22 protein-coding genes and 1 pseudogene are annotated in these 25,275 nt (G+C 46.7%); 7 read left to right on the top strand and 16 right to left on the bottom strand.

Annotation, left to right across the window (positions count from 1 at the left end; translation table 11 throughout):
- Positions 1-27: 27 nt before the first annotated feature.
- The 6 genes and pseudogenes from ACUN2T_RS12150 to tssB all read right to left on the bottom strand — a co-directional run bounded on the left by ACUN2T_RS12150 (position 28) and on the right by tssB (position 8,115).
- Positions 28-1,053 carry an IS630-like element ISPlu3 family transposase gene (locus ACUN2T_RS12150; RefSeq protein ID WP_445493927.1) on the bottom strand — a complete coding sequence of 342 codons (1,026 nt, stop codon included), beginning with the start codon at positions 1,051-1,053 and terminating at the stop codon, positions 28-30.
- Positions 1,054-1,145: 92 nt separating this feature from the next.
- Positions 1,146-2,111 (bottom strand): T6SS immunity protein Tli4 family protein, encoded by a 966-nt coding sequence (locus ACUN2T_RS12145; protein ID WP_445497676.1) that lies wholly within the window; start codon positions 2,109-2,111, stop codon positions 1,146-1,148.
- 136 nt (positions 2,112-2,247) lie between these two features.
- Positions 2,248-3,885 carry an esterase/lipase family protein gene (locus ACUN2T_RS12140; RefSeq protein ID WP_445497675.1) on the bottom strand — a complete coding sequence of 546 codons (1,638 nt, stop codon included), beginning with the start codon at positions 3,883-3,885 and terminating at the stop codon, positions 2,248-2,250.
- Complete coding sequence (locus ACUN2T_RS12135) at positions 3,886-6,414, bottom strand: type VI secretion system Vgr family protein (protein ID WP_445497674.1); 2,529 nt, start codon at positions 6,412-6,414, stop codon at positions 3,886-3,888.
- Positions 6,411-7,418: pseudogene (locus tag ACUN2T_RS12130) on the bottom strand (AAA family ATPase); the annotation flags it as partial. The gene ACUN2T_RS12135 and the pseudogene ACUN2T_RS12130, both read right to left, overlap by 4 nt.
- A gap of 199 nt (positions 7,419-7,617) precedes the next feature.
- Positions 7,618-8,115, bottom strand: coding sequence for a type VI secretion system contractile sheath small subunit (tssB, locus tag ACUN2T_RS12125; protein WP_445493457.1), 498 nt, complete (start codon positions 8,113-8,115; stop codon positions 7,618-7,620).
- A 688-nt stretch (positions 8,116-8,803) separates the two neighbouring features.
- Here tssB and ACUN2T_RS12120 point away from each other — a divergent pair.
- The gene (locus ACUN2T_RS12120) at positions 8,804-9,136 is read left to right on the top strand and encodes a hypothetical protein (RefSeq protein WP_445497673.1); all 333 of its coding nucleotides are present in this window, start codon (positions 8,804-8,806) and stop codon (positions 9,134-9,136) included.
- A gap of 42 nt (positions 9,137-9,178) precedes the next feature.
- Here the strand turns inward: ACUN2T_RS12120 and fumC are convergent, their stop codons facing one another.
- Positions 9,179-10,573 (bottom strand): class II fumarate hydratase, encoded by a 1,395-nt coding sequence (fumC, locus tag ACUN2T_RS12115; RefSeq protein WP_445497672.1) that lies wholly within the window; start codon positions 10,571-10,573, stop codon positions 9,179-9,181.
- A gap of 179 nt (positions 10,574-10,752) precedes the next feature.
- Between fumC and manA the strand changes: the two genes are divergently transcribed.
- The 6 genes from manA to ACUN2T_RS12085 all read left to right on the top strand — a co-directional run bounded on the left by manA (position 10,753) and on the right by ACUN2T_RS12085 (position 16,222).
- Positions 10,753-11,928, top strand: coding sequence for a mannose-6-phosphate isomerase (gene manA, locus ACUN2T_RS12110; protein ID WP_445497671.1), 1,176 nt, complete (start codon positions 10,753-10,755; stop codon positions 11,926-11,928).
- Positions 11,929-12,062: 134 nt separating this feature from the next.
- Positions 12,063-13,613 carry a YdgA family protein gene (locus ACUN2T_RS12105; RefSeq protein WP_445497670.1) on the top strand — a complete coding sequence of 517 codons (1,551 nt, stop codon included), beginning with the start codon at positions 12,063-12,065 and terminating at the stop codon, positions 13,611-13,613.
- A 79-nt stretch (positions 13,614-13,692) separates the two neighbouring features.
- A complete protein-coding gene (add, locus tag ACUN2T_RS12100) occupies positions 13,693-14,694 on the top strand; it encodes an adenosine deaminase (RefSeq protein ID WP_445497669.1) in 1,002 nt (333 codons plus the stop codon).
- A gap of 300 nt (positions 14,695-14,994) precedes the next feature.
- Positions 14,995-15,282, top strand: a complete 288-nt coding sequence (locus ACUN2T_RS12095; RefSeq protein WP_445497668.1) for a colicin Z C-terminal domain-related protein — start codon at positions 14,995-14,997, stop codon at positions 15,280-15,282.
- A gap of 76 nt (positions 15,283-15,358) precedes the next feature.
- Complete coding sequence (locus ACUN2T_RS12090; RefSeq protein WP_445497667.1) at positions 15,359-15,760, top strand: hypothetical protein; 402 nt, start codon at positions 15,359-15,361, stop codon at positions 15,758-15,760.
- A gap of 219 nt (positions 15,761-15,979) precedes the next feature.
- Complete coding sequence (locus ACUN2T_RS12085; RefSeq protein WP_445497666.1) at positions 15,980-16,222, top strand: hypothetical protein; 243 nt, start codon at positions 15,980-15,982, stop codon at positions 16,220-16,222.
- Here the strand turns inward: ACUN2T_RS12085 and ACUN2T_RS12080 are convergent.
- Genes ACUN2T_RS12080 through ACUN2T_RS12040 form a run of 9 tightly spaced genes read right to left on the bottom strand, consistent with a single transcriptional unit; the run spans position 16,185 to position 24,325 of the window.
- Positions 16,185-17,210, bottom strand: a complete 1,026-nt coding sequence (locus ACUN2T_RS12080) for an IS630-like element ISPlu3 family transposase (RefSeq protein WP_445497665.1) — start codon at positions 17,208-17,210, stop codon at positions 16,185-16,187. The genes ACUN2T_RS12085 and ACUN2T_RS12080 overlap by 38 nt on opposite strands.
- A 32-nt stretch (positions 17,211-17,242) precedes the next feature.
- Positions 17,243-17,674: a hypothetical protein gene (locus ACUN2T_RS12075; protein ID WP_445497664.1), complete on the bottom strand. Its 432-nt coding sequence runs from the start codon at positions 17,672-17,674 to the stop codon at positions 17,243-17,245.
- 29 nt (positions 17,675-17,703) lie between these two features.
- Complete coding sequence (locus ACUN2T_RS12070; protein ID WP_445497663.1) at positions 17,704-17,895, bottom strand: hypothetical protein; 192 nt, start codon at positions 17,893-17,895, stop codon at positions 17,704-17,706.
- Positions 17,892-18,149 carry a PAAR domain-containing protein gene (locus ACUN2T_RS12065; protein WP_350307454.1) on the bottom strand — a complete coding sequence of 86 codons (258 nt, stop codon included), beginning with the start codon at positions 18,147-18,149 and terminating at the stop codon, positions 17,892-17,894. The genes ACUN2T_RS12070 and ACUN2T_RS12065 overlap by 4 nt, the downstream gene beginning before the upstream one ends.
- Positions 18,146-20,626, bottom strand: coding sequence for a T6SS phospholipase effector Tle1-like catalytic domain-containing protein (locus tag ACUN2T_RS12060; protein ID WP_445497662.1), 2,481 nt, complete (start codon positions 20,624-20,626; stop codon positions 18,146-18,148). The genes ACUN2T_RS12065 and ACUN2T_RS12060 overlap by 4 nt, the downstream gene beginning before the upstream one ends.
- Positions 20,614-21,126, bottom strand: coding sequence for a DUF3304 domain-containing protein (locus ACUN2T_RS12055; RefSeq protein WP_445497661.1), 513 nt, complete (start codon positions 21,124-21,126; stop codon positions 20,614-20,616). Before ACUN2T_RS12055 ends, ACUN2T_RS12060 begins: the two co-directional genes overlap by 13 nt.
- An 11-nt stretch (positions 21,127-21,137) precedes the next feature.
- Positions 21,138-21,671, bottom strand: a complete 534-nt coding sequence (locus ACUN2T_RS12050) for a DUF4123 domain-containing protein (RefSeq protein ID WP_445497660.1) — start codon at positions 21,669-21,671, stop codon at positions 21,138-21,140.
- Between the two features lie 38 nt (positions 21,672-21,709).
- Positions 21,710-21,919: a hypothetical protein gene (locus ACUN2T_RS12045; RefSeq protein ID WP_445497659.1), complete on the bottom strand. Its 210-nt coding sequence runs from the start codon at positions 21,917-21,919 to the stop codon at positions 21,710-21,712.
- A 3-nt stretch (positions 21,920-21,922) separates the two neighbouring features.
- The gene (locus ACUN2T_RS12040) at positions 21,923-24,325 is read right to left on the bottom strand and encodes a type VI secretion system Vgr family protein (RefSeq protein ID WP_445497868.1); all 2,403 of its coding nucleotides are present in this window, start codon (positions 24,323-24,325) and stop codon (positions 21,923-21,925) included.
- Positions 24,326-25,275 lie beyond the last annotated feature (950 nt).

Here is a 25,275-nt window from a genome sequence, read left to right as displayed (position 1 = left end):
TTTTTACCCCTATATACCCAAGAAACTTCAAGATGCAGTTTTTAGCACCTGAAAATGGTCATTAATTCTAGACATCAGCGAGTCCGCTATATCCGGTAGCGTTGTGGTGAAAAATTTGAAGACTTTGTCTCGAAATTCATGTTTATCAGCGAAATAACGGTTATTTCGAACATGTTCATTCATGACCTTCCATAATCGCTCTATCGGGTTTAAATTTGGGCTATAGGGAGGAAGATAATGTAACTCAATATTGCTAACATAAGCCCACTCCTTCACAAGATGAGCTTTGTTGTAACCCGCCCCATCCACAATAAGATGAATTTTTTGATGATAGTCAGGATAAGACTTCCTTATTTCGTTGAAAAAACAGCAAATGTTGTAGTCATTGATGGTTTGATATTCCTGGAACACCGTACGACCAATGGCATTCAGGTTGAGCGCGCCCAATATATTCAGGCGAGTTCGGCTTCCTGTTGTCTTGACGGTTTTTTTCTCGCCTTTTCGCATCCAGCCATAACCGAGTTTGGTGCCTTGAGTCGGGTGAACAGCGTCAAGAAAAAGGATGGGTTCATCTTTCGCTGTGATTTTAAGATTTTCATAATATTCAATAAATTGTATCTGTTTTTCTGCCTCGAATTTATGAGGGACACCACAAGGTTTTTTATAAGAAAAACCCTGACGGTGTAGCCATTTATTCATGCCGGGAATGCTAAAGGTAATATTCCAGAGCTGAGCAACATAGGCCACGATTTCATGGGTGTGATGGAAAAGATGTTGAGATAAGTGGTTGATTAAAAAATCAGTTTGCTCTCGAGAAAGCAAACTATCAGACCCCCCATTATCAGATTTAAGTTTACCTTGATTAAGATAATCACTGATATGGCGGTCAACAGTGGTCTGATGGAGTCGCAATGCCTGGGCTATCATCACAGAACTCCACCCTTCAGAAGCCAGAAGGATCGCTTTTATTCTGTCTCGTACTTGGCCATCACGAGTGGTGTCGTGAAGACGTTCAAGTTTGATTTTTTGTTCTGATGTAATAAATATTTTCATAGCGAGGATAATGATCTCCATTTCGGATAAAATCAAGCATCTTCAATGATTACGGGTATATACTTATAAGGGGTTTAATTTAACGCGTATTTTTATCGCTCACCGAAAGCACCCGGTCTTTTACGAAAGGTCTTCGTTACTGCATCCCAAAATGCTACCAGTTCATTTTCACTATACGGTGTTGGCGATTCCCGGTCATTCTTCAACTCAATATTAACAAAAGGATTTTTATAATCGCCTAATGTTTCATTGGCAATTAAATTAAACATATATTGAGGGATTTTTATTTCAGGCTCCGATAACATCCCTTCCGAACCTGACGCTAAAATTTCCTCCGTATGAGTACCGTTAATTTTACGCTTCCCTTTTCTTATTGTTTTGACACGCATGGCTAATAACATCCCTTCCATTCCACTAATACGATCCAGCATATTGTCTTTCTCTTTAATATAATTCAATATCTCAACGCTGAAATTAAAGTGGGCACTATCATTTCCCTGATAGACAAAGGTTATTCTTTCTTTCTCATTACGACTGCCAGCAATAAATCCATCAGGGATACAGGTTCCTGCCACTGTGGGGATTTCTGTATCCTTTCTGCCGCTGATTCTAGATAATAACTCTTTCATTTTCACCAGAGTTCTAACTGTGGTATTCAATTCACTTTCGCTAACTTGTGCTTTGATAAAGTCTTCCCTATCATCAGCATATTTAGTATCAGACAGATCCAACATTTCCATTACAATTTTAAATGCGACACCATTATTATACAAATGTGCTTCCAGTACTCTCCCAAAACCAGGTTCATCAATATTTTCATTTCTATCGAAAATCACACCTTTTAGATTTCCTTCAAGGCGATAGATTTTTTTCAAAAAGGGCATATCTTTCGGATCGACAGTTTTAGCCGTCTTTAATTCCTGCTCCCTTAATTGTATCCGCTGTTCAAAGGCAGGCAGATATAAACGCTTGGTTTCTATTTTCGCTTTACCAATAAATATCGCATTATGGAAGATATTGCCAAATGCCTCGGGGATATCAATCAGATAACGGCCCACACAACGGGTTTGCATATTCGCTAACATTTCAGTCGTCACTTGCTTTTCCTTCTCAGTTAAAATAGGGAAATGATAAGGGGTAGGGAAATACCACCACAGAATATAGGTAACCAATAAAATAAATAAGGCATTTCTCTTATTCAATTTTCACCCCCTGCACCATCTTTACAATTGCACGCAGAGTAAATAACCGGGCTTTGCTATCTTTAGTCTCGTTATCCTCTTTATACGCCCCTTCATGATCCACCTCTGTCGCCAGCAGGCTACGTAAACTTCTGGCTTTAATACGGCCAGCCTGTACTGGCACTGTTCCATCCCCTTTCTCATTTGGTGATGCCAGTACAAAATATTTTTCTTTATAATCCCATGAGGAAGGCCCAACAAGAAAACGAACCGTACGTGTTGCTCCAGTTTCCTGATTAGCCGGATCATATAGCGGCTGATTAAATGTCATGCCGGAATAATCCTCCTGCTTTTCTAAAAGATTATCATAGCTATAACTAGAATAATGACGATGCCCCTTTAGCCAGGAAATAACCCCATACGATAGATGTTTCTCACTGGCACCATAAAAGGCATAGGTATTAGGGTGATAATTGCCAGTTAATTCTTCAATAAATGGCTTAACTTTTTTCTTTATAATGGTCGTATAATTATTCCAACTTTCATTATCTTTCCATTTATCTTCTTTATCCGGGTTTAAAAACCGGGTTTCACATAATCCCCACCAGCGATCCTTTTCCAGATAGATCTCCTTATAAGGGTCTGACTCCGGTAGCTTATGCGTGATTTTATCATCGGCGATATGTAACCAGCCTTTACCATACGCCTTTCCCGGCAACAGTTGTAAAGGACCGGGCGACTGAGCCATGACAGCGGTCATCTCCGCGCCATTACTGCCGACAACCAGCCCAGTCACACCATCTTCACCGGTTTTCATTCTTTTATAGGCCGTCGGGGCACCAGTATCCGGCATCACGCCGTGCACAATCCCTAAAATTTTATCCCGACCATTCAGTTTTTCTGAATAATAGCGGGCAACCAGCCCGCCCATAGAATGAGTGACTAAAATCACCTGCTTGGTTGCACAGCGTTTACCATAGTAGGCTAAAACCTCATCAACATATTTCGCCAACCTTTTGGCAGAATCCACATTGGATTGCAGCCAGTTATAGCCCATCACATGCACCGGGTACATAAAGCGATAACTGTGTTTAACCTCTTCTTGGGTCAGCGGCTCTTCACCTAACTCAGCACTCAGATCCATACCGACCATTTGCTGCCGGAGCGTCTTCCTCCCCTGACCTTCCATACAATATTCAAACACCTGACGCTCATCATCCAACACATCCTGAAGCCAGGGCAAAAAATCCCCATAACTCATATGTCCCACTTCTCCCCAACCCCGCTGCCGACAACTGGGAAATTTATTCTTTTCGGTGTGGTCAGGCGTGATATCCCCGGAGCCATCAACTATAGTGTTAGTAGGATCTAATGTATCTTTTCTGTAAGAAGCGCTTTTAAGCCCCCAAAGTAAAACCTCTGGGCTATATATCGCGTTTAACCACCAGACTGACTTACCCTCTGTCGATTTTAAGTTACTCCCCATTACCCCCGGCAGGAAAATCACCGGGATCACTTTAGTTGCATATTTCAGACAGGTAGCCACCAGGTTTTCTTCAATTCTGGCATTGGGCACGTTGTAATACGGAAAACCGTATTCATCATATTCAGGATGAATATAAATTTCATTTTCAGTAGGCTCACTCATCATTTACTCCTCATCTTTTATTTTTAATTTGCCTATTTCCACACCCGCCTGCTTTTGCAGAGGGCTTTTTCCATCCTGCGCGGTGGACAATAAACGGTTTCCCGCATCATCTGCCTGTAACAACATTTTCTGACTGGCTAATGGCGTAGTGTCACAGGCACTCACGGCCTTCGGCGTCACGGCATAATTAGCCGTCTGCCATTGCTGTACAGCCTGATTGACACTTTGCCCACCAAATTTTTGCCACACCGCCGCCCGCTGGATGATGTTATCGGGCGCCCCACTTTCCACCTGCCCGTTGCCAATACGGATATATCCCCCGCCACAGGCCAGCAAGATCTCCTCTTTAGCACTGATGATCACTTTGCCTTCATGACTGCTTACCGTGATGTCTTTCAGCGCTTCCAGCCCCATCGCATCACCCTGCGCCTGAATATCTACCCGACCTTGACTGGCAAACAGTTTTATCCCCAGTTTCTGCGCAAACAGGCTGACCGCTTCACCCGCCGCTACCGTGAATTTTTTCAGCACGCTAAAATCGGTATTTTTCCCACTGGTGGCCATCACATTGTCTCCCGCAGAAAATTGGAGACTTTTCTCCGTCGTCTGAGCAATACCTTCGGGCGCGGACAGTAACAGCGCCGATTTTCTCAGTTCGGTTAACGTGTCACTCAATAACGTTTTCTGTTGCTGCAAATCCGCTAGTTCAGCTTTGGCGGTTTCAGCCGCACCCCGTAATGCTTCGGTTAACGCCTGCGCCTGTTGTAACTGACTGATGGCCGCCTGCATTGCCAACACGTCTCCCCCCGCGTTGGCCTGTTTATCCGCACTGATAAACAGCCCTTTCCCGGCGCGGATCGCGCCCCAGTCATCAGTACGCAGCTCAAACCCTTCACCCCGTTTATCCGGGTGCGGTTTCTGGCTGTCAACCAGATGCCCCAGGTTGAGCTGGCTCTTACCGCCGTATTCGGTACTCAGTTTGATGTGCTCCCGACCGCGTTCGTCATCCATGCGCAATTTGTTATTCGCCGGGGTACGCAAGACATTGCGTTTGTAGTTGAATAAGGTGACGTGATCCGGGTGTTTTGAGTCGTGCAGCGCATGAGCGATGTAGGGCCGATCCGGGTCGCCCCCTTCAAATGCGATCGCCACTTCCGTACCTATCAGCAACGGCCAGTGAAAACCGTAGGTGTCACCTGCGTAAGGGCGGGCCAGACGCACCCACAGGCTTTCTCCCCCCTGCGGCCAGTCCGCCCGGTCAAAGTCAAACGACACCCGATACAACCCGTCTTTATCAATATCCCCGTACCGGTCGTTCACTACCGAGCTGCTCACCCGGGCGGGCAGGGTGCCCGCTATGCGTGGTTTCGGGATTAACACAGGTCGGAAACACACGGTTTCAGAGTAGGGAATGGCAGTAAACGCCATTTCAAAACTGCGATCCCGGCGCGCACTGCTGTGAATAGCGGTTATCACCGCCCCTTTACGGAACGCGTCCGGCGCCTCTCCCCTGACTTTCAACTCCTGACCCGGCAACAGCGTGGCGGATGTCGTCAACCCTCGCAGCTGAGTCTGTCGATTCAGGTAACGTTCATGTTGCAGCCGGGAGTAGAACACCCCGCTTTCGACTGCCGGATCCAGGTCGTAACGGTTGCCTAACACCCGGTAGTTGTTATCCCGGTAATGGTACGCTTCGCCATACAGGGTTTCATCGCCCCGCGTCACATCCACTTCGGCATCCATACCGTATTGCGGCAGCGCGTCACGGTAGTCATAATCGCGGGTCACCACTTTGCCTGCCACCACCTGATGCGCGGTTTCCATGCCCCATACCGCGTCTTCTTCCCCACCGTGCATGCCTGATGGATGGCGGGCCGGCATATAGACATTAAACTGGTAGTAACGCTGATCGTCGTAAAACTCCACCACATCGATTTTCAGCCGGTCGTCCGCCGTCAGTTTGTACCAGATCCCCACTTCCGCCAGCAGGCGTTGCACAAAATGCAAGTCATCTTCGCCGTATTGCATCACCTGATCCCGCTTCGGGCAGGGGTACGCCAGGGTGAATAAGAAATCCTGCCCGCGAAAGCCGTGACGTTCACGCAGGATTTTTTCCACGATTTCCGGTACCGACATTTTCTGATAAAGGGCACATTGGCGACTTCTCGACAGCAACGCCAGCCGGGGCTCCAGAGTCACTTCATAACGGCTTTCATCCCGCGAGGTGGATAACAGTTTAAATTCGCTGATCACGCCGTAGATCGTGCGCAGCGGTGCCGGCGGTATCACCGGCATGCCCCGCATCCCCGGATTGAACGCGGGTGACGTCAGGGTAAACGCCGCGTCCCGCATCAGCATCTGCGCCGGTTTGATATCTTTCACCGGGCTGGTGAATTCAATCGCGTAACGAAAAGGCCGGCTTAAGCCTTCCAGCCCGCTAAACGCCACCACATCCAGCGACGCGGTATTTTTCCAGACTTTCAGTTTGTAACGGCTGTGATCAAAGATGATCGCCGGGGTGGTGTTGTTCATGACGGGCTCTCGGTTTTCTCGGTTTCAGTGAATGTCAGGGTGATCTCACCGGTTTCATCGGCGCCCAATATCACCCCGGCCGGTTTAGGGTGATGGGCCAGACGTTCCAGCAGCGCCTGTGATAACACCGGCAAAATTTGCTGGTTGAGCAGGCTGTCGATATTGCGGGCGCCGCTGACCAGCGTGTCACCGAGGGCGCTTTCCACCTGACAGGTCAGGCCATAATGGGTATTGAGTCGCCGGGTCACCTGCCCCAGTTTGATGTCGACAATACGTTTGAGCGCCTCAGGCGGTAACGGGCGGTAAATCACCGTCTGAAAGCGCGCCAGCAGGGCGGGCTGGAAGTGATCCCGCAGCACAGGATGCAACAGTTCATGCAACGCGGCATTCGATGCGTCAGGCTGTTGCGCCAATAGCGCCATCAGGTGATCACTGCCCAGATTCGACGTCATTACCATCACGGTATGGCGAAAATCGATCTCCCGCCCTTCACCATCACGCATAAAACCGCGATCAAATACCTGATAGAACAGATTCAGCACGTCACGATGGGCTTTTTCCACTTCATCCAGCAGCACCACGCTGTAAGGTCGTTGACGGACCGCTTCTGTCAGTATCCCGCCCTGACCGTATCCCACATAACCCGGTGGGGAACCTTTCAACTGGGAAACCGTGTGCGGCTCCTGATATTCCGACAGGTTGATCGTGATCAGTGAACGCGCCCCGCCAAACAGGCTATCCGCTAATGCCAGCGCCGTTTCAGTTTTCCCTACCCCACTCGGCCCAACCAGCAGGAAAACCCCCAGTGGACCGTGCTCCGGCGTCAGACCCGTTTTAGCGGCCCGTAAACGTTGAGCAATGTCCCACAGCGCCGCCGCCTGACCTATCACCCGTTCGCCCAAATGCTGTTCCAAACGGAGCAGGCCGGTTTGTTCGTCTTTTAATACGCTGCTTAACGGGATGCCCGTCCAGTCGGCCACCACGCTGACCGCCGCGGTCACCCGTTCATCCGCCGTGACATCCGCCAGCGCATCATTGCACTGAAAGCGGTCGATATCACTCAGTCGTTCGACCGGCTGTAAATGGATTTTTTCACACAAGGATTGATAAACACTGCCTTCGGCGTAGGGTGTGCCTGCCGCAGCAGAAGCGGTTTGTTCTTGTACCGTCATCACTTCTCTCCTGACTACAATACGGTCATCATCAAATGGCTGTCGGCACCAGCGCCGCCAGTTCAGCCCGCAATTGATCGTTCAACGTGTCATCCTGGAGAATGTGCTCCAGCTCCCGGCGAAAGGTGGCGTTGTCAAGCAGGTTGGATCTCAGATCGCGCAATAAATTACGCATAGAAAGTAACGCCCGCAGTGAGGGAATTTGGCGGGCCACGTGTTCAGGATCGAAATCCTTTATTTGCTGGAACGTGAGGGCGATATTTTCTTCGCCGCCATGTTCAGCCAGGGTATTTTGCACCGTCAGGTTAAGCGCAGGGCTGAATTCCGCCATCACGCTGTCAAAATTGTTTTTGTTAATAGAGATTTTTTCTCTTTCCGAGAGGGGACGATTATCCCGGCCATAACTGTAATCGCCCATCACCAATAATTTCAGCGGCAGTTCAACCTTTTTCCGCGCACCACCGGTATGCAAATCCAATTTAATATTCACCCGGGCTTTGGGGATTTCATTTTGAAAACTCTGGGCCATCACCGGCTCCTCAGCAATAAAAAAAGAACGCCAGGCATGAGGATCATGCCCAATAAATTTCAGGAACAAAAAACGGATTCAGATATTTCAGAGCAGGCCATTAACCGGGCAGTAAATAAGAGAACACCGACAAGATCCGCCGCCATAAATAAACGTTTTTACCGGGCAGATCATTTCCTAACCAGGCCGATTTTGTAAACTGATTTATCTAAAAGCAAGATATTTTTTATCGAATAGCACTTTTTGTTCAAGGCTATTGAGCGATAAAACCTGACATACGAGGGTAAAAACAGATAATATATAAATCAAACCTAAACGATTTCCAGATTTTTTCACAATAAAGTGGTGTTTATTTTTATAAAATGATAGCGACTTGTTTATTTTGTTATCATTAAGACCATTCAGCACAATCAAACTCAGTGATATTTTTTAACTTTATATTATTTTTCAATTCACTAAATCATCAATAAACCGTGCCTGATTGGAGGGGTAAAAAAGAGAATGGTTATCAGTCAGATTATGCGAATGAGAATACATTCAATTAAGCCGCGTCATATTCATGATATTGCCGGGTAACCCGCGGGTTAATTATAGACTTTGCAGGATAATAAGTATGAAAATGAAAAAACCTTAGCCGGTGAAATAAAACAACGATATTCTTTGGCTCTTTTTGGTGACAGGAACGTTATTGAAGAAGTTGTACCATGAGGTGCTTATAAGAGTATTTACACCAAACCATAAAAAACAAGGCAACCCTCTTTGGAGAACAGTGGGTTTCCCTTCAAGCAAGGTGCCACATTTAAATACAGCCTTAAATGAAGTGCTATCTATAACTGTAGTTGAAAAAATACAAGATCGATCAATGTTTGCTAAGAGCGATATTCTACGAATCACCGGCATCCAAATGCGTAATTATTCAAGACGATGTTCAGATAAAGGTAAGTTCCCAGCAGATAAAAGCCAGCGTATTGCCCGATTCGTACGTGCCATGGATTATGCTGTAGATTTCACGCAGAAATGAAAACCGGAACACAAGGCTCCGGTTCAAATAGCTAAACAGCGATTATTTCAAGCTGCCAACCATATCTTCAGGACGAACCCACTCATCAAACTCAGCTTCTGTCAGATAACCCAGTTTCATTGCAGATTGTTTCAAAGTCAGCCCTTCTTTATGCGCTTTCTTGGCAATTTCTGCGGCTTTGTCATAACCGATATGAGTATTCAGCGCGGTCACCAGCATCAGCGATTCATTCAGCAATTGCGTAATACGATCGTGGTTAGGCTCAATACCTACAGCACAATGCTCATTGAAGCTGCGCATACCATCAGCCAGTAGGCGAACAGATTGCAGGAAGTTATCAATAACCATCGGACGGAACACGTTCAGTTCAAAGTTGCCAGACGCACCACCAATATTGATAGCAACATCGTTACCCATCACTTGGGCACAAAGCATAGTCACCGCTTCACACTGAGTCGGGTTAACTTTGCCCGGCATGATTGAGCTGCCTGGTTCGTTTTCAGGAATTGAAATTTCACCGATGCCACAGCGAGGGCCGGAAGCCAGCCAGCGAACATCGTTGGCAATTTTCATCATGGATGCAGCCAGACCTTTCAACGCACCGTGAGCATGAACCAGAGCATCACAGGTAGCCAGCGCTTCAAATTTATTTGGCGCGGTGACAAACGGATGGCGGGTCAATTCAGCCAGCTTTTTAGCAACACGCACAGCATATTCAGGATGGGTATTCAGACCGGTACCGACAGCCGTTCCACCCAATGCCAGTTCACAAACATGTGGAATACTGTCTTCGATGTGCTTTAGGTTATGCGTCAGCATGGCCACCCAACCAGAAATTTCCTGACCAAGGGTCAATGGCGTCGCGTCTTGCAAGTGAGTACGACCAATTTTGACAATATCCTTATAAGCTTCGGCTTTATCAGCCAATGTTTTTTGTAATACTTTCAGCTCAGGGATAAGGTGCTCACGCAGCGCGATAACAGCGGCAACATGCATTGCTGTTGGGAAAACGTCGTTCGAACTCTGGCTCTTATTCACATCATCATTAGGGTGGATAAGGCGTTCACTGCCCCGCTCGCCGCCAAGGATCTCGCTACCACGGTTCGCCAACACTTCGTTCATGTTCATGTTACTTTGTGTTCCGGAACCGGTCTGCCAGATAGCAAGAGGAAATTCTGTCGGATGTTTACCTTCCAGCACTTCTTTCGCGGCAGCGATAATTGCGTCACCACGTTCTTTCGGCAGAAGGCACAAATCCATATTCACACTGGCCGCAGCCTGTTTGGTCAACGCAAGAGCATGGATCAATGCAACCGGCATTTTCTCCTGCGAAATGCGGAAATGCTCCAGTGAACGTTGAGTTTGCGCTCCCCATAATTGGTCAGCAGGTACTTCGATAGGCCCCATTGAGTCTTTTTCAATGCGAGTGGCTGCCATTATTACTATCTCCTTAACACACAGAATAATCGAATATGCATAACCAGCCTTTGCAGATAAACTGATTGGCATTCCACTATCATGCCACATATTAGTTCCTGATTATGCCGACCAAGTCGTGTTTATTGTATTGTGGCATGAAGGAAATAGATTGATTTTTTAAAAAGAGAGCCACGACCATGTTGAAGATGATAAATCAAATCCAACACTATTTATGGGGGAGTAAAACCGCCCTGACTCATATTTATGGTGTTGAAAATCCAGATGATCTGCCAATGGCTGAATTATGGATAGGTGCCCATCCTAAAAGCAGTTCGATTGTGGCAGATCCTGAAACTGGAAAACCCGTTACTTTAAATGAATTAATCGCCAGTGATCCGGAAAAATATCTGGGGAAAAAGATTTCGGACAGATTTCACCGTTTACCGTTCTTATTTAAAGTGTTGTGTGCAGCTCAACCGCTCTCTATTCAGGTTCATCCTGATAAAACATCCGCCGAAGAAGGTTTTACCAAAGAGAATAGTGCCGGTATTCCATTGGACTCACCTGAAAGAAATTACAAAGATGATAACCATAAGCCTGAATTGGTTTATGCCCTGACACCTTTTCGAGCAATGAATGGGTTCCGTCCATTAAACGAAATCGCACAATTATTGGCAGTTGTTACCGCTGCGCATCCCAAGATTCAGTTTTTCATTCAGAAACCAGACGAACAGAATCTTGCTTTTTTATTTTCCCAATTACTCCATATGAGAGGCAAACAAAAGCAGCTGGCGCTGGGTGTATTAAAATCAGCATTAAACAGCCGTATTGGCGAACCGTGGGATACCATTAAAAAAATGACGGAGTTTTATCCTGATGACAATGGCCTGTTTACCCCACTTTTACTCAATGTTATTGAACTTGAACCCGGTCAGGCGATGTTTTTATGCGCCCGCACGCCTCACGCTTATCTGGAGGGTGTCGCTCTTGAGGTTATGGCAAATTCAGATAATGTCCTACGGGCGGGTTTGACCAATAAACATATGGATATTCCTGAGTTAATGGCAAACCTTGATTTTGTATCAAAGCCAATAAACACATTATTAACCCTGCCAAAACAGCAAAAAACAGTGCAAAACTTCCCTGTTCCTGTTAATGATTTCGCATTTTCTATTTATTCTTTATCAGAACAGCCAATTATTCTTGAAAATGATTCAGCATCGATTGTTTTTTGTATTGAAGGTCAAACAGTTATACAATCTGGGGAACACCAATTAAACCTTTTCCCAGGTGAGTCAGTATTTATTTCTGCGGCAGAAAAAGCGGTGATTCTTCACGGCGATGGTTTTACCGCCCGGGTTTTTAATCAATAATGCGGATCTGGGTTTAAAGCTTAATTCATAGGCTGTTAAACGCGACGTAAATTCCAAGCGGTGTTAACAGCCATTTTTATACAAGAGAGTACATATTACCTGCGAAATATGTACTGAAAGGATGGATTTACATTATGAAAAAATCGTTAGTGGCAGTAGGCGTTATTGTTGCCTTGGGTGCAGCCTGGACTGGAGCTTCATGGTATACAGGTAAACAAATCGAACAACGTATCGGCCAATCAGTTTCTCACGCCAATGCTGAATTAAAAAAAGCATTCCCTGAAGCGGGTCTGGAACTACAGAGTAAAGATTTCCATCGCGGGATATTCAGTTCTAATGTGCGACTTGTCTTAACGGTTAAAGATGGCGTTAAAAATGCAGAAATCAAGCCAGGTGAAGAGATTTCAATTAAGTCTGTGATTGATCACGGCCCTTTCCCACTGGCACAAGTGAAGAAATTGACACTTATTCCTAGCATGGCTTCCGTTCATTCCGAACTGGAAAATAACGAAGCACTAAAACCACTATTCGAAGTGACTAAGGGTAAATCCCTGTTTACTGCTGATTCCCGTGTTAGTTATAGCGGTTCTGTTATTTCCGATGTGGATATTATCCCCGTCGATTTTGAACAAAATGGGGCTAAATTCAATTTTTCCGGGGCCAAATTGACTTCAGATCTCAGCCGTGATCTAAAAGAGGTATCACTGGCAATAAAGAGTGACCAACTGACCATCAATAAAAACAACGAAAATTTCGTTGTTAAAGGAATTGATTTAAACCTGTCCAACAAAAAAGGCAAATTTGATATCTATATTGGTGATCAAAACATCAACATTCAGGAAATCAGCCTGAAAGGGATCGGCAATGACGATATGGTTCTTTCCGGTGTTAAGATAAATTCAAACATCGGTGAAGACGAAACTAATCTGAAAGGGAAAGTCACTTATAGCTTAGATAGCCTCAAACTGAAAAATACCGATTTCGGTTCAGGGAAATTTGCTATTACCGCGGATCGTCTGGATGGTGAATCTGTCCGTAAGTTTACCCAAGCATACAATGATGCTACAGCTAAATCCCTCGCGTCCGATGCTCTCTCTTCCGATGCTATAAACGCGGCCATTATTGACGCCGTTTTTTCTCACTTTCCTATCCTGCTGAAAAACAATCCACAATTTGGTATCGAACCACTGACCTGGAAAAATGCCAAAGGTGAAAGCAGCATCAGTTACAAAGTAAGCCTGAAAAACTTACCAAAAGATAAAAGCAACTTATCTGCAATGAAAACCGAAGACGCTATCCGCACGTTAATTCAGAATATGTCTTTGAATGTCACCTTACCAAAACCTATGATGACTGAGTTCGCCACTCAGGCAATGATGATGAATGGTATGGATAAAGCGAAAGCTGAGGATAAGGCAGCAAAACAGATAGAACAGTTTGAACAATTCGGTCAACTGTTTAAAATCACCACTGTTGATAAAAATGCCATCAGCATTAAGTTTAACTATGCAGACGGTAATGTCGAAATGAACGGTAAGAAAATGCCCTTACATCAATTCATGTCTGAATACAATTTAGCCGACCCTTCTGATGATGAGGCAACGCCAGAACACATAATGCCAGAAAGCGACCCTCACAACAGTAAAAAGGTACAAATAGAAGGTACTGTGAAGCCTGCGCAATAAAACGGCCATAAACGTTTTTGGTAAATTGCCAGTCAACCAGTTTGACTGGCTTTTTTTATATAAAAAAAGGACCCGGAATATGATTGATATACAGCTCCCGCTAACAGATTTACACCGTCATCTTGACGGAAATATTCGTCCTGCGACCATTTTAGATCTCGCCCGCCAGCATAATATCCAACTTCCGGCTAATAATCTGGCATCACTGCTCCCCTATGTGCAAATTATTGGCAATGAACCCGATCTCGTCAGCTTTTTGCAAAAATTGGATTGGGGAGTGGCCGTGCTGGCTGATTTGGATGCCTGTCGTCGTGTCGCCATCGAGAATGTTGAAGATGCTGTCAATGCCGGGTTGGATTATGCCGAGTTACGCTTCTCCCCTTATTACATGGCAATGAAGCATCAATTGCCAGTTGAAGGCGTTGTTGAAGCAATTATCGATGGTATCCATTCTGCCTGCCAAAATAACGATATCAATATTCGTCTCATCGGTATTCTGAGCAGAACATTTGGTGAACAAGCCTGTACTCAGGAACTGGCGGGTCTGCTGGCTCACCACCAGCATATTACCGCACTGGATCTGGCAGGTGATGAGTTAGGTTTCCCCGGTCATCTTTTCCAATCTCATTTTACCAAAGCCCGTGATGTCGGCTGGCAAATAACCATCCATGCTGGCGAAGCGGCTGGCGCTGAAAGTATTTGGCAAGCTATTCGTGAATTAGGGGCAACTCGTATTGGTCATGGAGTCAAAGCGATTACTGATCCGGCTTTAATGGATTATTTGGTTGAAAACCGTATCGGTATTGAATCCTGTTTAACCTCAAACCTTCAAACCAGCACCGTTAATTCTTTATTAGACCACCCACTGAAACAATTCTTGGAAAAAGGTATTCTTGCTTCTATCAACACTGATGATCCAGCCGTTGAAGGTATCGAAATTCGCCATGAATATGAAGTAGCTGCACCTGCCGCGGGCTTATCTGCCGTTCAAATCCGTCAAGCTCAAATTAATGGGCTGGAAACCGCTTTTATCAGTGATGCAGAAAAACAGGCATTACGAGTGAAAGCAGCAAGTCGTTAAATATAAACTTCTTTCTCAGGAATGGGAAACCCATTCCTGATTATATTTTTCACTTGAAATATAATCGATCTAATAGAATCCACCCTGATTTTTGGATAATTTCTTGCATTAATCGTCATTCATCACTCACAGCTGAGAATTTTCATTTACAATTATTTTATTTAAAAACAATTCATTACCTACAAAAATCACATAATTATAAATATTAAACAAGATTCTCATCTATAATATATAGAGTTCTAGAACTATTATTTTCCTATCAACATAACTGATTTTTTACGTTTGTTTAAGGAGATGAATATGCCAACAGCACAAGCTTACGCTCCACCTGGTTTTTGGGGACCTTGGGTTGATTTACAAGGATGGTCAGGTTCTACTTATAATATTAGATATACTTTTGTAACAGAATCACAGATGCCATCCGCTTTTTCTGTTGAGATACAATATGTAGATCAGTCGGGGCTAAAAACTACACACGCTACAGGCCCAGGTGATTGCATGATCCATGGAGGAGGAGCAGGAATAGACAAAATAAGATGTAAAAGCTTTTCTACAGGACAAAATGTTATTGTTACTTGGGGTTGGTAAGAGTATATTATTAATGGCCCTACTTAGTTTTTAAGTGGGGCTATATGTGGTTTTTAAATATGACAGGTTCGAAATTATGAAAAATCTATTTGTTATTATGATGTTCCTCTCCGCAATAGCCGGATGTTCCGATAAAAACAATCGAAATAGGCTAATTCAAACGAAAGAAGGGTTAAAATTTGAATTTTTATCCGGTGACAAATTTATCTTAACTCAAGCGTGTACAGATCAAATTGATTATTTAGGATCACATAATGGAATGAATGATGAGTTATCAGTCGTAGTGAAAAAAGATAAACCCTGTTTTCCTCGATTTAATTCTCTAATCACTAAAAACATTGGAACCCAAATGACAGTATCATTCAACGGTATTCCTATGTACACAACGACTATTCAAACCTCTTTACCTCCTTCGTTTAGAATGGGGGCAAATGATAAAAAACAAGCCATTAGTATTGTGAACACATTAAAAAATTAGATAGGTTGCCCTAAGTAGTTTTCAAAATAGCCCTGTCATATCAACACAGATTTGTCTAGGTTTAACTCAGCAATACTCTCTAAATGCACACCCTACCTGCCTTCTCTTCACAGGGTGATGGTAAACTCATTTACTGTCGTGTTGCATTTGTGCCCTTATGGTCTTATTCTTACTTTAAACGTAATCAATCAACTGTCTTATGTTTTAGAGGATGAGAGAATGACTTCACTTACAATGAACACACTTACAGCAGTTAAAGCACTCAAAGCATCGGGTTTTAACGATGAGCAGTCTGAAAAAATCGTTGAAATTATTGCAGAACTACAAAACACAAGTGCCGCCACCAAAGCAGATCTGACAGCTGCTACCGAAAGCATTAAAACCGATACTAATACCATAAAAACAGATCTATACCCAAGAAACTTCAAGATGCAGTTTTTAGCACCTGAAAATGGTCGTTAATTCTAGACATCAGCGAGTCCGCTATATCCGGTAGCGTTGTGGTGAAAAATTTGAAGACGTTGTCTCGAAATTCATGTTTATCCGCGAAATAACGGTTATTTCGAACCTGTTCATTCATGACCTTCCATAATCGCTCTATCGGGTTTAAATTTGGGCTGTATGGCGGAAGGTAATGTAATTCAATATTGCTAACATAAGCCCACTCCTTAACAAGATGAGCTTTGTTGTAACCCGCCCCATCCACAATAAGATGAATTTTTTGATGATAGTCAGGATAAGACTTTCTTATTTCATTGAAAAAACAGCAAATATTGTAGTCATTGAGGGTTTGATATTCCTGGAACACCGTATGACCAATGGCATTCAGGTTGAGCGCGCCCAATATATTCAGGCGAGTCCGGCTTCCTGTTGTCTTGACGGTTTTTTTCTCGCCTTTTCGCATCCAGCCATAACTGAGTTTGGTGCCTTGAGTCGGGTGAACAGCGTCAAGAAAAAGGATGGGTTCGTCTTTCGCTGTGACTTTAAGATTCTCATAATATTCAATAAATTGTCGCTGTTTTTCTGCGTCGAATTTATGAGGGACGCCACCCGGTTTTTTATAAGAAAAACCCTGACGGTGTAGCCATTTATTCATGCCGGGAATGCTAAAGGTAATCTTCCAGAGCTGAGCAACATAGGCCACGATTTCATGGGTGTGATGGAAAAGATGTTGAGATAAGTGATTGATTAAAAAATCAGTTTGTTCTCGGGAAAGCAAACTATCAGACCCTCCATTGTCAGATTTAAGTTTACCTTGATTAAGGTAATCACTGATATGGCGGTCAACGGTGGTCTGATGGAGTCGCAATGCCTGGGCGATCATCACAGAACGCCACCCTTCAGAAGCCAGAAGGATAGCTTTTATTCTGTCTCGTACCTGACCATCACGAGTGGTGTCGTGAAGACGTTCAAGTTTGATTTTTTGTTCTGATGTAATAAATATTTTCATAGCGAGGATAATGATCTCCATTTCGGATAAAATCAAGCATCTTCAATGATTACGGGTATATATCCATTTTCCAGCAACCCTCTGAGAATGTTTAATTTTGAGCCATCTATAGCAAACAGTCGATGTCCTTTCCATGTTTCGGGATGGGTATTATCTTCCCATACAGAAACGATATTTTTGTTTATGGTTTTTATTGCATCATCAGGTAATTTCATTCTGGCTTCGCACATTGATGAAGCCGAGACGGGCTTATGCTGAGGTAACGGTATTTTTTCACGAATGCACTCAGCCCATATTTCATTAATAATATAAGAGTATCCGTGGTTATTTTTCCCTGATATGATTTTCATGAGAAATAGAACAATCAATTTTGTGTCTATTGACCTTTTTCTTTTTCGCCAGGATTTGTCAATTTTTGAGCATGAATCAAAAAAAGTTTTGTTCAGAAAATGATATATATCCATCAGCATACTCTCCGGGGAAACTTAGATTTTTATAGCATAGTTGTTATCTTAACCGAATGCCATTGCATGGCGTATAAGGCTGAAGCGTCGCCGATTTCAGGTCTTATCAGCGCGACGATATTACTGACCAGCAATACCCCGCCGGCGCCTACGGCCAACCCGCGTTTAAAACGGGGAGGGGAAGCCTGGCGGTAAGGCGGAAAAAGGGGACAGGTTTTCATGACGCCACCTGATAATCGGGAAAAGAGCTGACTAACGTACAACCGCATTCACAACGATGACCGTGTAATGCCACCGGCTGACCCGCTATCAGGCAGGATGCACTCCCCTGAGCAATGGTGGTCATGCCATGGTGATGACACTGAACCGGATCACCCTTGCAGGCGATCGGTTGACCAAAACACAGATAGTGGCCTGACAATACCTTACCGCCGTATTCACGCAGGCTGTCGCCCTGACGGATAACGTTCTTCATTTCTCCGGTCCCCCTGACGGGGTTGGTTTCACCGTCTTTCCTGCCCAACGGGCCTTAAGCTTTTCTTTGCCGATTTGCACTCGCCGCGCTTCAATAAACTGTCTCTGCTGACTCGTCACCTCGCCCACATGATAGGTGAATGCTTTCGTCTGCGCCGCGTCCGGTAACAGGGGGATCCGTTCTCGGGTGGATAAATCGTGGGCGCTCACGTCCAGCGGAGTGAAGTGAGCTTCGTTGATGGCATCCGCCGCCATGTTGCCGACTTTTTTCCGTTTGAAGATAAACAAGGCACTGCCAACCGGTGACGCGGCCCCGACCACATTGCCGGCCACCGTCAAAAGCGACAGGGGTTTATTACACATTTTGCCGAAGTAAATCACCCGGTAACGGAAATAACCGCCCTCCGGTTCACGCGTATCCAGCGTAGAGTACATAAACCAGGCGCGGGAATCATGCACCTGATTGTCATACAGGGCCACCAGTAATGACGCCGGGGATTCTGGCTGACCCGCTTTTCCCGCCGGAGCTGTCAGGAAAAGCGGTTTGACCAACGCCGCTCCCGCCGCTTTCATTTGCTGATATTCCTTGTCCTCATCATCACTGTTCAACAGATAAAGGGCATTGCCCAGAATGTTATCGACAACAAATTGCTTCACACTGTGTATCTCACGCCGGTCTCCCCGGTAGTCACGGCTAAATTCCGCGGCCGCTTCCCGCAACTGATTCTGGGCAGTTTCCGGGTCAAAATCCGGCACACCCGGGACCAACACCGGGGGCTCTCCCCGCCCACCGCTGGACGCGAAAGCCGTCCGCTGGGCTTTCCGTTGCTTTAACACCGCCTGCTGCTTTTCTTCCTGCGCCTGCTGACTTTGCGCATAGTGGGCTTTTTTCGCATCACGGTTGGGGGCTTCATGGAAAAACGGCGCACTGAGCAGCGTACCACCGGCGTAGCGGTTGATACGCCAGGCGGTCAGCCAGTCCATCTGGTTTTTCATGGCCTGCTCCAGCGCCACAGTTGACCGTACCGGTTCAAAGCAGGCAGCGTCCTCTTCCGATAGAGGGTGTTTGGGCATCTCCAGGCCCAGGGTGACGTGACGCCAGGCGTTGAAGCGGTTGACTAAATCTGGAATGATTAAAAACTCTTTTCCCAACTCCAAAGGCATCTTACGCCAAGTATTACTGGCTAAATCCGTAGGTAAAACATCTTCCGGCACTTTTAAAGGTGCACCGGAATCAAAAGCCGCTGCATACATTTCATGCAAGGCTATCTGCGATAAGAGTAATCCGTCTGTTTTACCTATTGATTTTCCTTGTTCGCCCGGTGGATAACCCCCGCCCAAATCAGAATGCACCCCGGGATAAATCACCTCGGTGCTGCCTGTCGGGTAGGAACCATCTGAACGGCGAATAGAATCCATCGGGAAACTCAACCGCTGTTCATGGGTCGAGACCAGATGCACACAGCGTTTCACCAGACCACCGTAAATCGCCTCCGCTGGCAGCTCCTGCGTCCCGTCTGCCCAGGCCATATGGCCTTCAACCACCGGAACCACATGGCTCACCCCGACCGACGCCACCGTGTCAAACAGCCCGAGAAACTCCACACTGATGGGCAGGTTACCATCCGGGTCGGTTTCATTTTTCGCTTGCAGACACTGCAACGGCTTCGAATTATCCCCTTTAGGCGGCGGCAACAGTTCGGCCAGCCAGTTGACAAAGGCCCGCGCCTCCGCGGCCCCGCGGGAGAAACCATACACATACAACTTCATCCCCAGCAGTTTGGATTTGCCCCGTCCCGGCTGGCGGCGGGCTATGACCAGCTCACGTTTTAAGCGGGCAAACTGCTTATAAAACTCGCCATAACGGTTATGTGCGCCACCCAAGCCCAGCGTGTGCCATGTGGTGAACATCGCCTCAAGGGATTTTTGGCTTTCACTGTTGGTCATCTGTTTTTGTGTCAGGCTAAAACCGAGGACATCAATCAGCCGCAGCAACGCCCAGTTGATCCGGTCTTCGCCCCGGTCGGCAGCGGCCAGTCCCAATGTACTGTAATCCAGATCATTAATTTCCGGGAAGGGGGTACCCACACCGGGAATATAATATTTAAAGTACTTTCCGCCAGTGCTGTCGACATCGTCCAGCAGCGGTTTACCCGCCGCACCACCGGCATAACCAGCCCCAATCGTCGTCTGGAAAAGACGGGCAATATTGGTTGGGTGGTGTGGAATGGCCTGATAAAGGTCGTTATATAAATTATTGCCGGTCCCGTCAAAAAACAGGCTGACATGCAGGGTCTTACAGCAGGGCGGCACCACCCGACGATCCGCCGCCAGACACAATTCCTGATGGTAGGCTCTTTCATCTCTGGTCTGAAGGTGACAATTTTGCCCGACCAGATAGCTTTTGGCCGGCAACCGTCCCTGAGCCGGGAAGGGACCTGGCAACCAGACAGCATCGTTATGATTTATTTCGGACATACTTTCGGCTCCTTCATTTTTAAAGGTTCTTTAATTGGATAATGGGGACTGTTATAGGTGCTACAGGAGGTGGTAACTTTGACCTGATCACAGGGTAAAAAATGCACCGTAATGCCGCAGGTGCGCTGCCCGGTATAATCGGGCACCGGCACTACCCGGCTATGTTGGCGTTTCTGAGAATCGATTTTTTCCCGCCATGCTAAATATTTCTCCCAATTTTCATATCCGGGAAAATCATAGGAGTAAGCTACGCCAGTCTCCCAATCCACCCGGACCGTCATTCCTGGTTTCCATTTCGCTGGCACGCTATAGCAGCAACCACCCCCTCCACCCTGGTACGGCCCGATAATATCGATACCGGGATTACCATCCACACTGAACCGATTAATCGCCCATTGGGTATGATTAATGGCCTTAATGGTTCCCGCCTGCGCCGAAAACTGGCTACAAACAGCCAATAACAGACACAAAACCGCCAGCCTGAGCTGTTGTTTTTTCATCTTCGGCTCCTTCACATCGGGGATAATCTGGACTTGAGATGCCCAAGCACAAAGGATGCCCGGTCATCATCCAGTACAATAGGCTGGTCAGATGCTTCGACCATCAAGGCATAACTGTGGTTAAACAGTTGCTCACGCGAGACATCCGGGTATTCGTTCTCATTCAATCGCGGCATAAGCTGATGCGCATCAGAAACACACAGGAGGAACTCCAGTTGCTTATCCGTGAGATCAATTTTCTCAATGGCGTCATTAACGGGTTCGGCATTCCCCTCACCCAAAAGAAACTTCGGGACGCCGTCACGATCAAGCCAGCTCCAGAACAGAACAGGCCGGAGTAATTGCTGTTGCTGCGCTTCATCCAACACATGAGAAAACAGCACAGGAAAAATACGCGGATCAAAAAAGCGTAAAATACCCGCCTGTCCCGCGTATGCGGCATCCGCACATTGAATTAAATATTGAGACAACCGGTCAAATGACCATGACGAGCATAAAATCAGCAGCAACGGTTCTTCCCTTAAGCGCAGGATAATTTCCTGCATCTATTGCTGCTGGCCGGGATGTGTCAAATCAATCCGGATCAATACCGGTGCATCATCCCCCCCATCTCTTCGGGCAATCCCTGAAACAACGAACACCATTTGATTTCAGGCGAAAAACTCTTCAACGCCGGGATCAGCGAGAACTCGCCCCCGGACTGATCCACAATGATATCGAGGCAATGCATGCCGACATCCTTTGCTGACGCCTCAAGTACGGCAATCCAGTCGGTTATTTGATCATCATTCATCGGTTATTTCCTCAAAACAAACCCTTGCGCCCTCTCCTGCGCTTTTTTCAGGCACTCTTTGCACACGGATTCAGGCAGATCAGGTAAGGGAAAATCCTGTTTCGCCGGGGCATCCATTTTGTGCTGCCCTTTCAGGCTTAACAGGCCTGGCCCGTGAATTTCAATTTCACCCGCCGGAGACAGACGGATATACCCACCGCCACACTCCAGTGTCAGGCCGTTTTTGGCGGTGATCTGCACCTGGCCCTGGGTTGAATTGACCGTGACATCTTTTAATGCCGTGATACCCAGAACATCACCGTGTGACTCCAGAGCAAGCGGCCCTTTTCCCGAGACCAGGCGCATTCCTTCGCTTTGCGCTAACAAGGCGATAGCCTGTGTCGCATTCACCCCAATTCGGCAGGCACTGGCGATATGTACTTCGCCCGCACTTTGGGCATAGAGCGCCTGACCACTTTGCACCATGACGCTCTGTGGGCTGACAATCCCTACCCCCTCCGGCGCACTGAGCAGCATGGCCGCCATTTTCAGTTGATCCACGCCCTGTAAATAGGTTTTCAGGCTCCCGGTATCCGGCTGATAATTCAGGTGGGTTTGGGTTACCGTTGCCCATTCCATTACCTGGTTGACGGCGCCTTTGACCAGACTGATGGCCGGGTTCATCGCCAGTACTTCCCCGTTGGCGTTGGCCTGTTTATCCGCACTGATAAACAGCCCTTTCCCGGCCCGGATCGCACCCCAGTCATCAGTACGCAGCTCAAACCCTTCACCCCGTTTATCCGGGTGTGGTTTCTGGCTGTCCACCAGATGCCCCAGATTGAGCTGGCTCTTACCGCCGTATTCGGTACTCAGTTTGATGTGCTCCCGACCGCGCTCGTCATCCATCCGCAATTTGTTATTCGCCGGGGTACGCAGGACATTGCGTTTGTAGTTGAATAAGGTGACGTGATCCGGGTGTTTTGAGTCGTGCAGCGCATGGGCGATGTAGGGCCGATCCGGGTCGCCTCCTTCAAATGCGATCGCCACCTCAGTACCTATCAGCAACGGCCAGTGAAAACCGTAGGTGTCACCCGCGTAAGGGCGGGCCAGACGCACCCACAGGCTTTCTCCCCCCTGTGGCCATTCCGCCCGGTCAAAATCAAACGCCACCCGATACAACCCGTCTTTATCAATATCCCCGTACCGGTCGTTTACTACCGAGCTGCTTACCCGGGCGGGCAGGGTGCCCGCTATCCGCGGTTTGGGGATTAACACAGGTCGGAAGCACACGGTTTCAGAGTAGGGAATGGCAGTAAACGCCATTTCAAAACTGCGATCCCGGCGCGCACTGCTGCGAATAGCGGTTATCACCGCCCCTTTACGGAACGCTTCCGGCGCTTCACCCCTGACTTTCAACTCCTGACCCGGCAACAGCGTGGCGGATGTCGTCACCCCCCGCAGTTGGGTCTGTCGATTCAGGTAACGTTCATGTTGCAGCCGGGAGTAGAACACCCCGCTTTCGACTGCCGGATCCAGGTCGTAACGGTTGCCTAACACCCGGTAGTTGTTATCCCGGTAATGGTACGCTTCGCCATACAGGGTTTCATCGCCCCGCGTCACATCCACTTCGGCATCCATACCGTATTGCGGCAGCGCGTCACGGTAGTCATAATCGCGGGTCACCACTTTGCCTGCCACCACCTGATGCGCGGTTTCCATGCCCCATACCGCGTCTTCTTCCCCACCGTGCATGCCTGATGGATGGCGGGCCGGCATATAGACATTAAACTGGTAGTAACGCTGATCGTCGTAAAACTCCACCACATCGATTTTCAGCCGGTCGTCCGCCGTCAGTTTGTACCAGATCCCCACTTCCGCCAGCAGGCGTTGCACAAAATGCAAGTCATCTTCGCCGTATTGCATCACCTGATCCCGCTTCGGGCAGGGGTACGCCAGGGTGAATAAGAAATCCTGCCCGCGAAAGCCGTGACGTTCACGCAGGATTTTTTCCACGATTTCCGGTACCGACATTTTCTGATAAAGGGCGAATTGGCGGCTTCTCGACAGCAACGCCAGCCGGGGCTCCAGAGTCACTTCATAACGGCTTTCATCCCGCGAGGTGGATAACAGTTTAAATTCGCTGATCACGCCGTAGATCGTGCGCAGCGGTGCCGGCGGTATCACCGGCATGCCCCGCATCCCCGGATTGAACGCGGGTGACGTCAGGGTAAACGCCGCGTCCCGCATCAGCATCTGCGCCGGTTTGATCTCTTTCACCGGGCTGGTGAATTCAATCGCGTAACGAAAAGGCTGGCTTAAGCCTTCCTGCCCGCTAAACGCCACCACATCCAGCGGCGCGGTATTTTTCCAGACTTTCAGTTTGTAACGGCTGTGATCAAAAATGATCGCCGGGGTGGTGTTGTTCATATTTTCTCCCACTTGCTTCGCTGTCGCTTCGGGTACGATGCCGCCCATAGCCGTATACCGAGGCCCATAAGGCCATGGTTTGTTTTAGTGGTTTCCATCGCGGCGCCTGTGGCACCCGCCATCACATAAAAAAAGGAAAAAAACAGCAGACGGGTTAACCCCGTCCGCCACTCACGGTTACGCAGTCAAACATTCACTCCTAGCATCGGAGTGAATGATGTTGCCGTCCTGGTAAGTCCAGGTGATGTTCCTCTTTGGAGGGGTATTTGATGTCGGCACCGCCGTCATCTTTCAACCATAAACATAAATCAGCGGGGATCGCCATAATGTTATTCCTGTTGTTGATGGTGTTATGTCGTCTGCACCAGCAACGTGGTAAATAAAGAGTTCGGCACCCTTTGCGATCGCTGGCAGGAGATGGCATTCAGGGCCGAACGGAACTAAAACCCAATAAAGCTTCAGGAGTCAGTCATAATAAATCCGGAAAACAACAAATCAGATCAGGTATTTCCCAACCGAATGTTAACCGGGATATAAATAATTAATCGGGCTATTCATACTCCATCAACTAATCGATTCATTAATGGGATGGACTGTTACTGAATAATCCGATTCTCCTAATGAGTGCATATAAAAATCAACTCTTTTTTTATCAAATAGCACAATATGTTAAATACCAAATAAATATAAAAGCTGATACAAGAAGATAAATTACATAACATTTAAATAAAACATAAAAAGATGACGTTTATTTACATAAAATGAAAAAACTCACTTATTCTTATATAATTAAGATAATCAACTCTCAGTAAAAACGTTACGCTCATGTTATTATTAAGTTAATTACATTATATCCATCACAGCTAAGGTCATTTTCAAGTCCGTAATCGAATACATAAAACAATAGTAAGGAAGAATAATTCTCATTCATAATATGCGAATGAGAATAT

It is taken from the genome of Photorhabdus machadonis (assembly GCF_052657765.1).
This window is presented reverse-complemented; position numbering and strand designations above follow the sequence as displayed.

Bases quoted from the DNA above. Each gene is read 5' to 3' on its own strand.
- ACUN2T_RS12085 (WP_445497666.1), top strand. From the start codon at position 15,980: ATGACTTCACTTACAATGAACACACTTACAGCAGTTAAAGCACTCAAA.
- ACUN2T_RS12150 (WP_445493927.1), bottom strand. From the start codon at position 1,053: ATGAAAATATTTATTACATCAGAACAAAAAATCAAACTTGAACGTCTT.
- add (WP_445497669.1), top strand. From the start codon at position 13,693: ATGATTGATATACAGCTCCCGCTAACAGATTTACACCGTCATCTTGAC.
- ACUN2T_RS12080 (WP_445497665.1), bottom strand. From the start codon at position 17,210: ATGAAAATATTTATTACATCAGAACAAAAAATCAAACTTGAACGTCTT.
- ACUN2T_RS12040 (WP_445497868.1), bottom strand. From the start codon at position 24,325: ATGAACAACACCACCCCGGCGATCATTTTTGATCACAGCCGTTACAAA.
- ACUN2T_RS12050 (WP_445497660.1), bottom strand. From the start codon at position 21,671: ATGCAGGAAATTATCCTGCGCTTAAGGGAAGAACCGTTGCTGCTGATT.
- ACUN2T_RS12045 (WP_445497659.1), bottom strand. From the start codon at position 21,919: ATGAATGATGATCAAATAACCGACTGGATTGCCGTACTTGAGGCGTCA.
- fumC (WP_445497672.1), bottom strand. From the start codon at position 10,573: ATGGCAGCCACTCGCATTGAAAAAGACTCAATGGGGCCTATCGAAGTA.
- ACUN2T_RS12060 (WP_445497662.1), bottom strand. From the start codon at position 20,626: ATGTCCGAAATAAATCATAACGATGCTGTCTGGTTGCCAGGTCCCTTC.
- ACUN2T_RS12055 (WP_445497661.1), bottom strand. From the start codon at position 21,126: ATGAAAAAACAACAGCTCAGGCTGGCGGTTTTGTGTCTGTTATTGGCT.
- ACUN2T_RS12065 (WP_350307454.1), bottom strand. From the start codon at position 18,149: ATGAAGAACGTTATCCGTCAGGGCGACAGCCTGCGTGAATACGGCGGT.
- ACUN2T_RS12075 (WP_445497664.1), bottom strand. From the start codon at position 17,674: ATGGATATATATCATTTTCTGAACAAAACTTTTTTTGATTCATGCTCA.
- manA (WP_445497671.1), top strand. From the start codon at position 10,753: ATGTTGAAGATGATAAATCAAATCCAACACTATTTATGGGGGAGTAAA.
- ACUN2T_RS12135 (WP_445497674.1), bottom strand. From the start codon at position 6,414: ATGAACAACACCACCCCGGCGATCATCTTTGATCACAGCCGTTACAAA.
- ACUN2T_RS12095 (WP_445497668.1), top strand. From the start codon at position 14,995: ATGCCAACAGCACAAGCTTACGCTCCACCTGGTTTTTGGGGACCTTGG.
- ACUN2T_RS12090 (WP_445497667.1), top strand. From the start codon at position 15,359: ATGAAAAATCTATTTGTTATTATGATGTTCCTCTCCGCAATAGCCGGA.
- ACUN2T_RS12140 (WP_445497675.1), bottom strand. From the start codon at position 3,885: ATGATGAGTGAGCCTACTGAAAATGAAATTTATATTCATCCTGAATAT.
- ACUN2T_RS12070 (WP_445497663.1), bottom strand. From the start codon at position 17,895: ATGAAAACCTGTCCCCTTTTTCCGCCTTACCGCCAGGCTTCCCCTCCC.
- tssB (WP_445493457.1), bottom strand. From the start codon at position 8,115: ATGGCCCAGAGTTTTCAAAATGAAATCCCCAAAGCCCGGGTGAATATT.
- ACUN2T_RS12105 (WP_445497670.1), top strand. From the start codon at position 12,063: ATGAAAAAATCGTTAGTGGCAGTAGGCGTTATTGTTGCCTTGGGTGCA.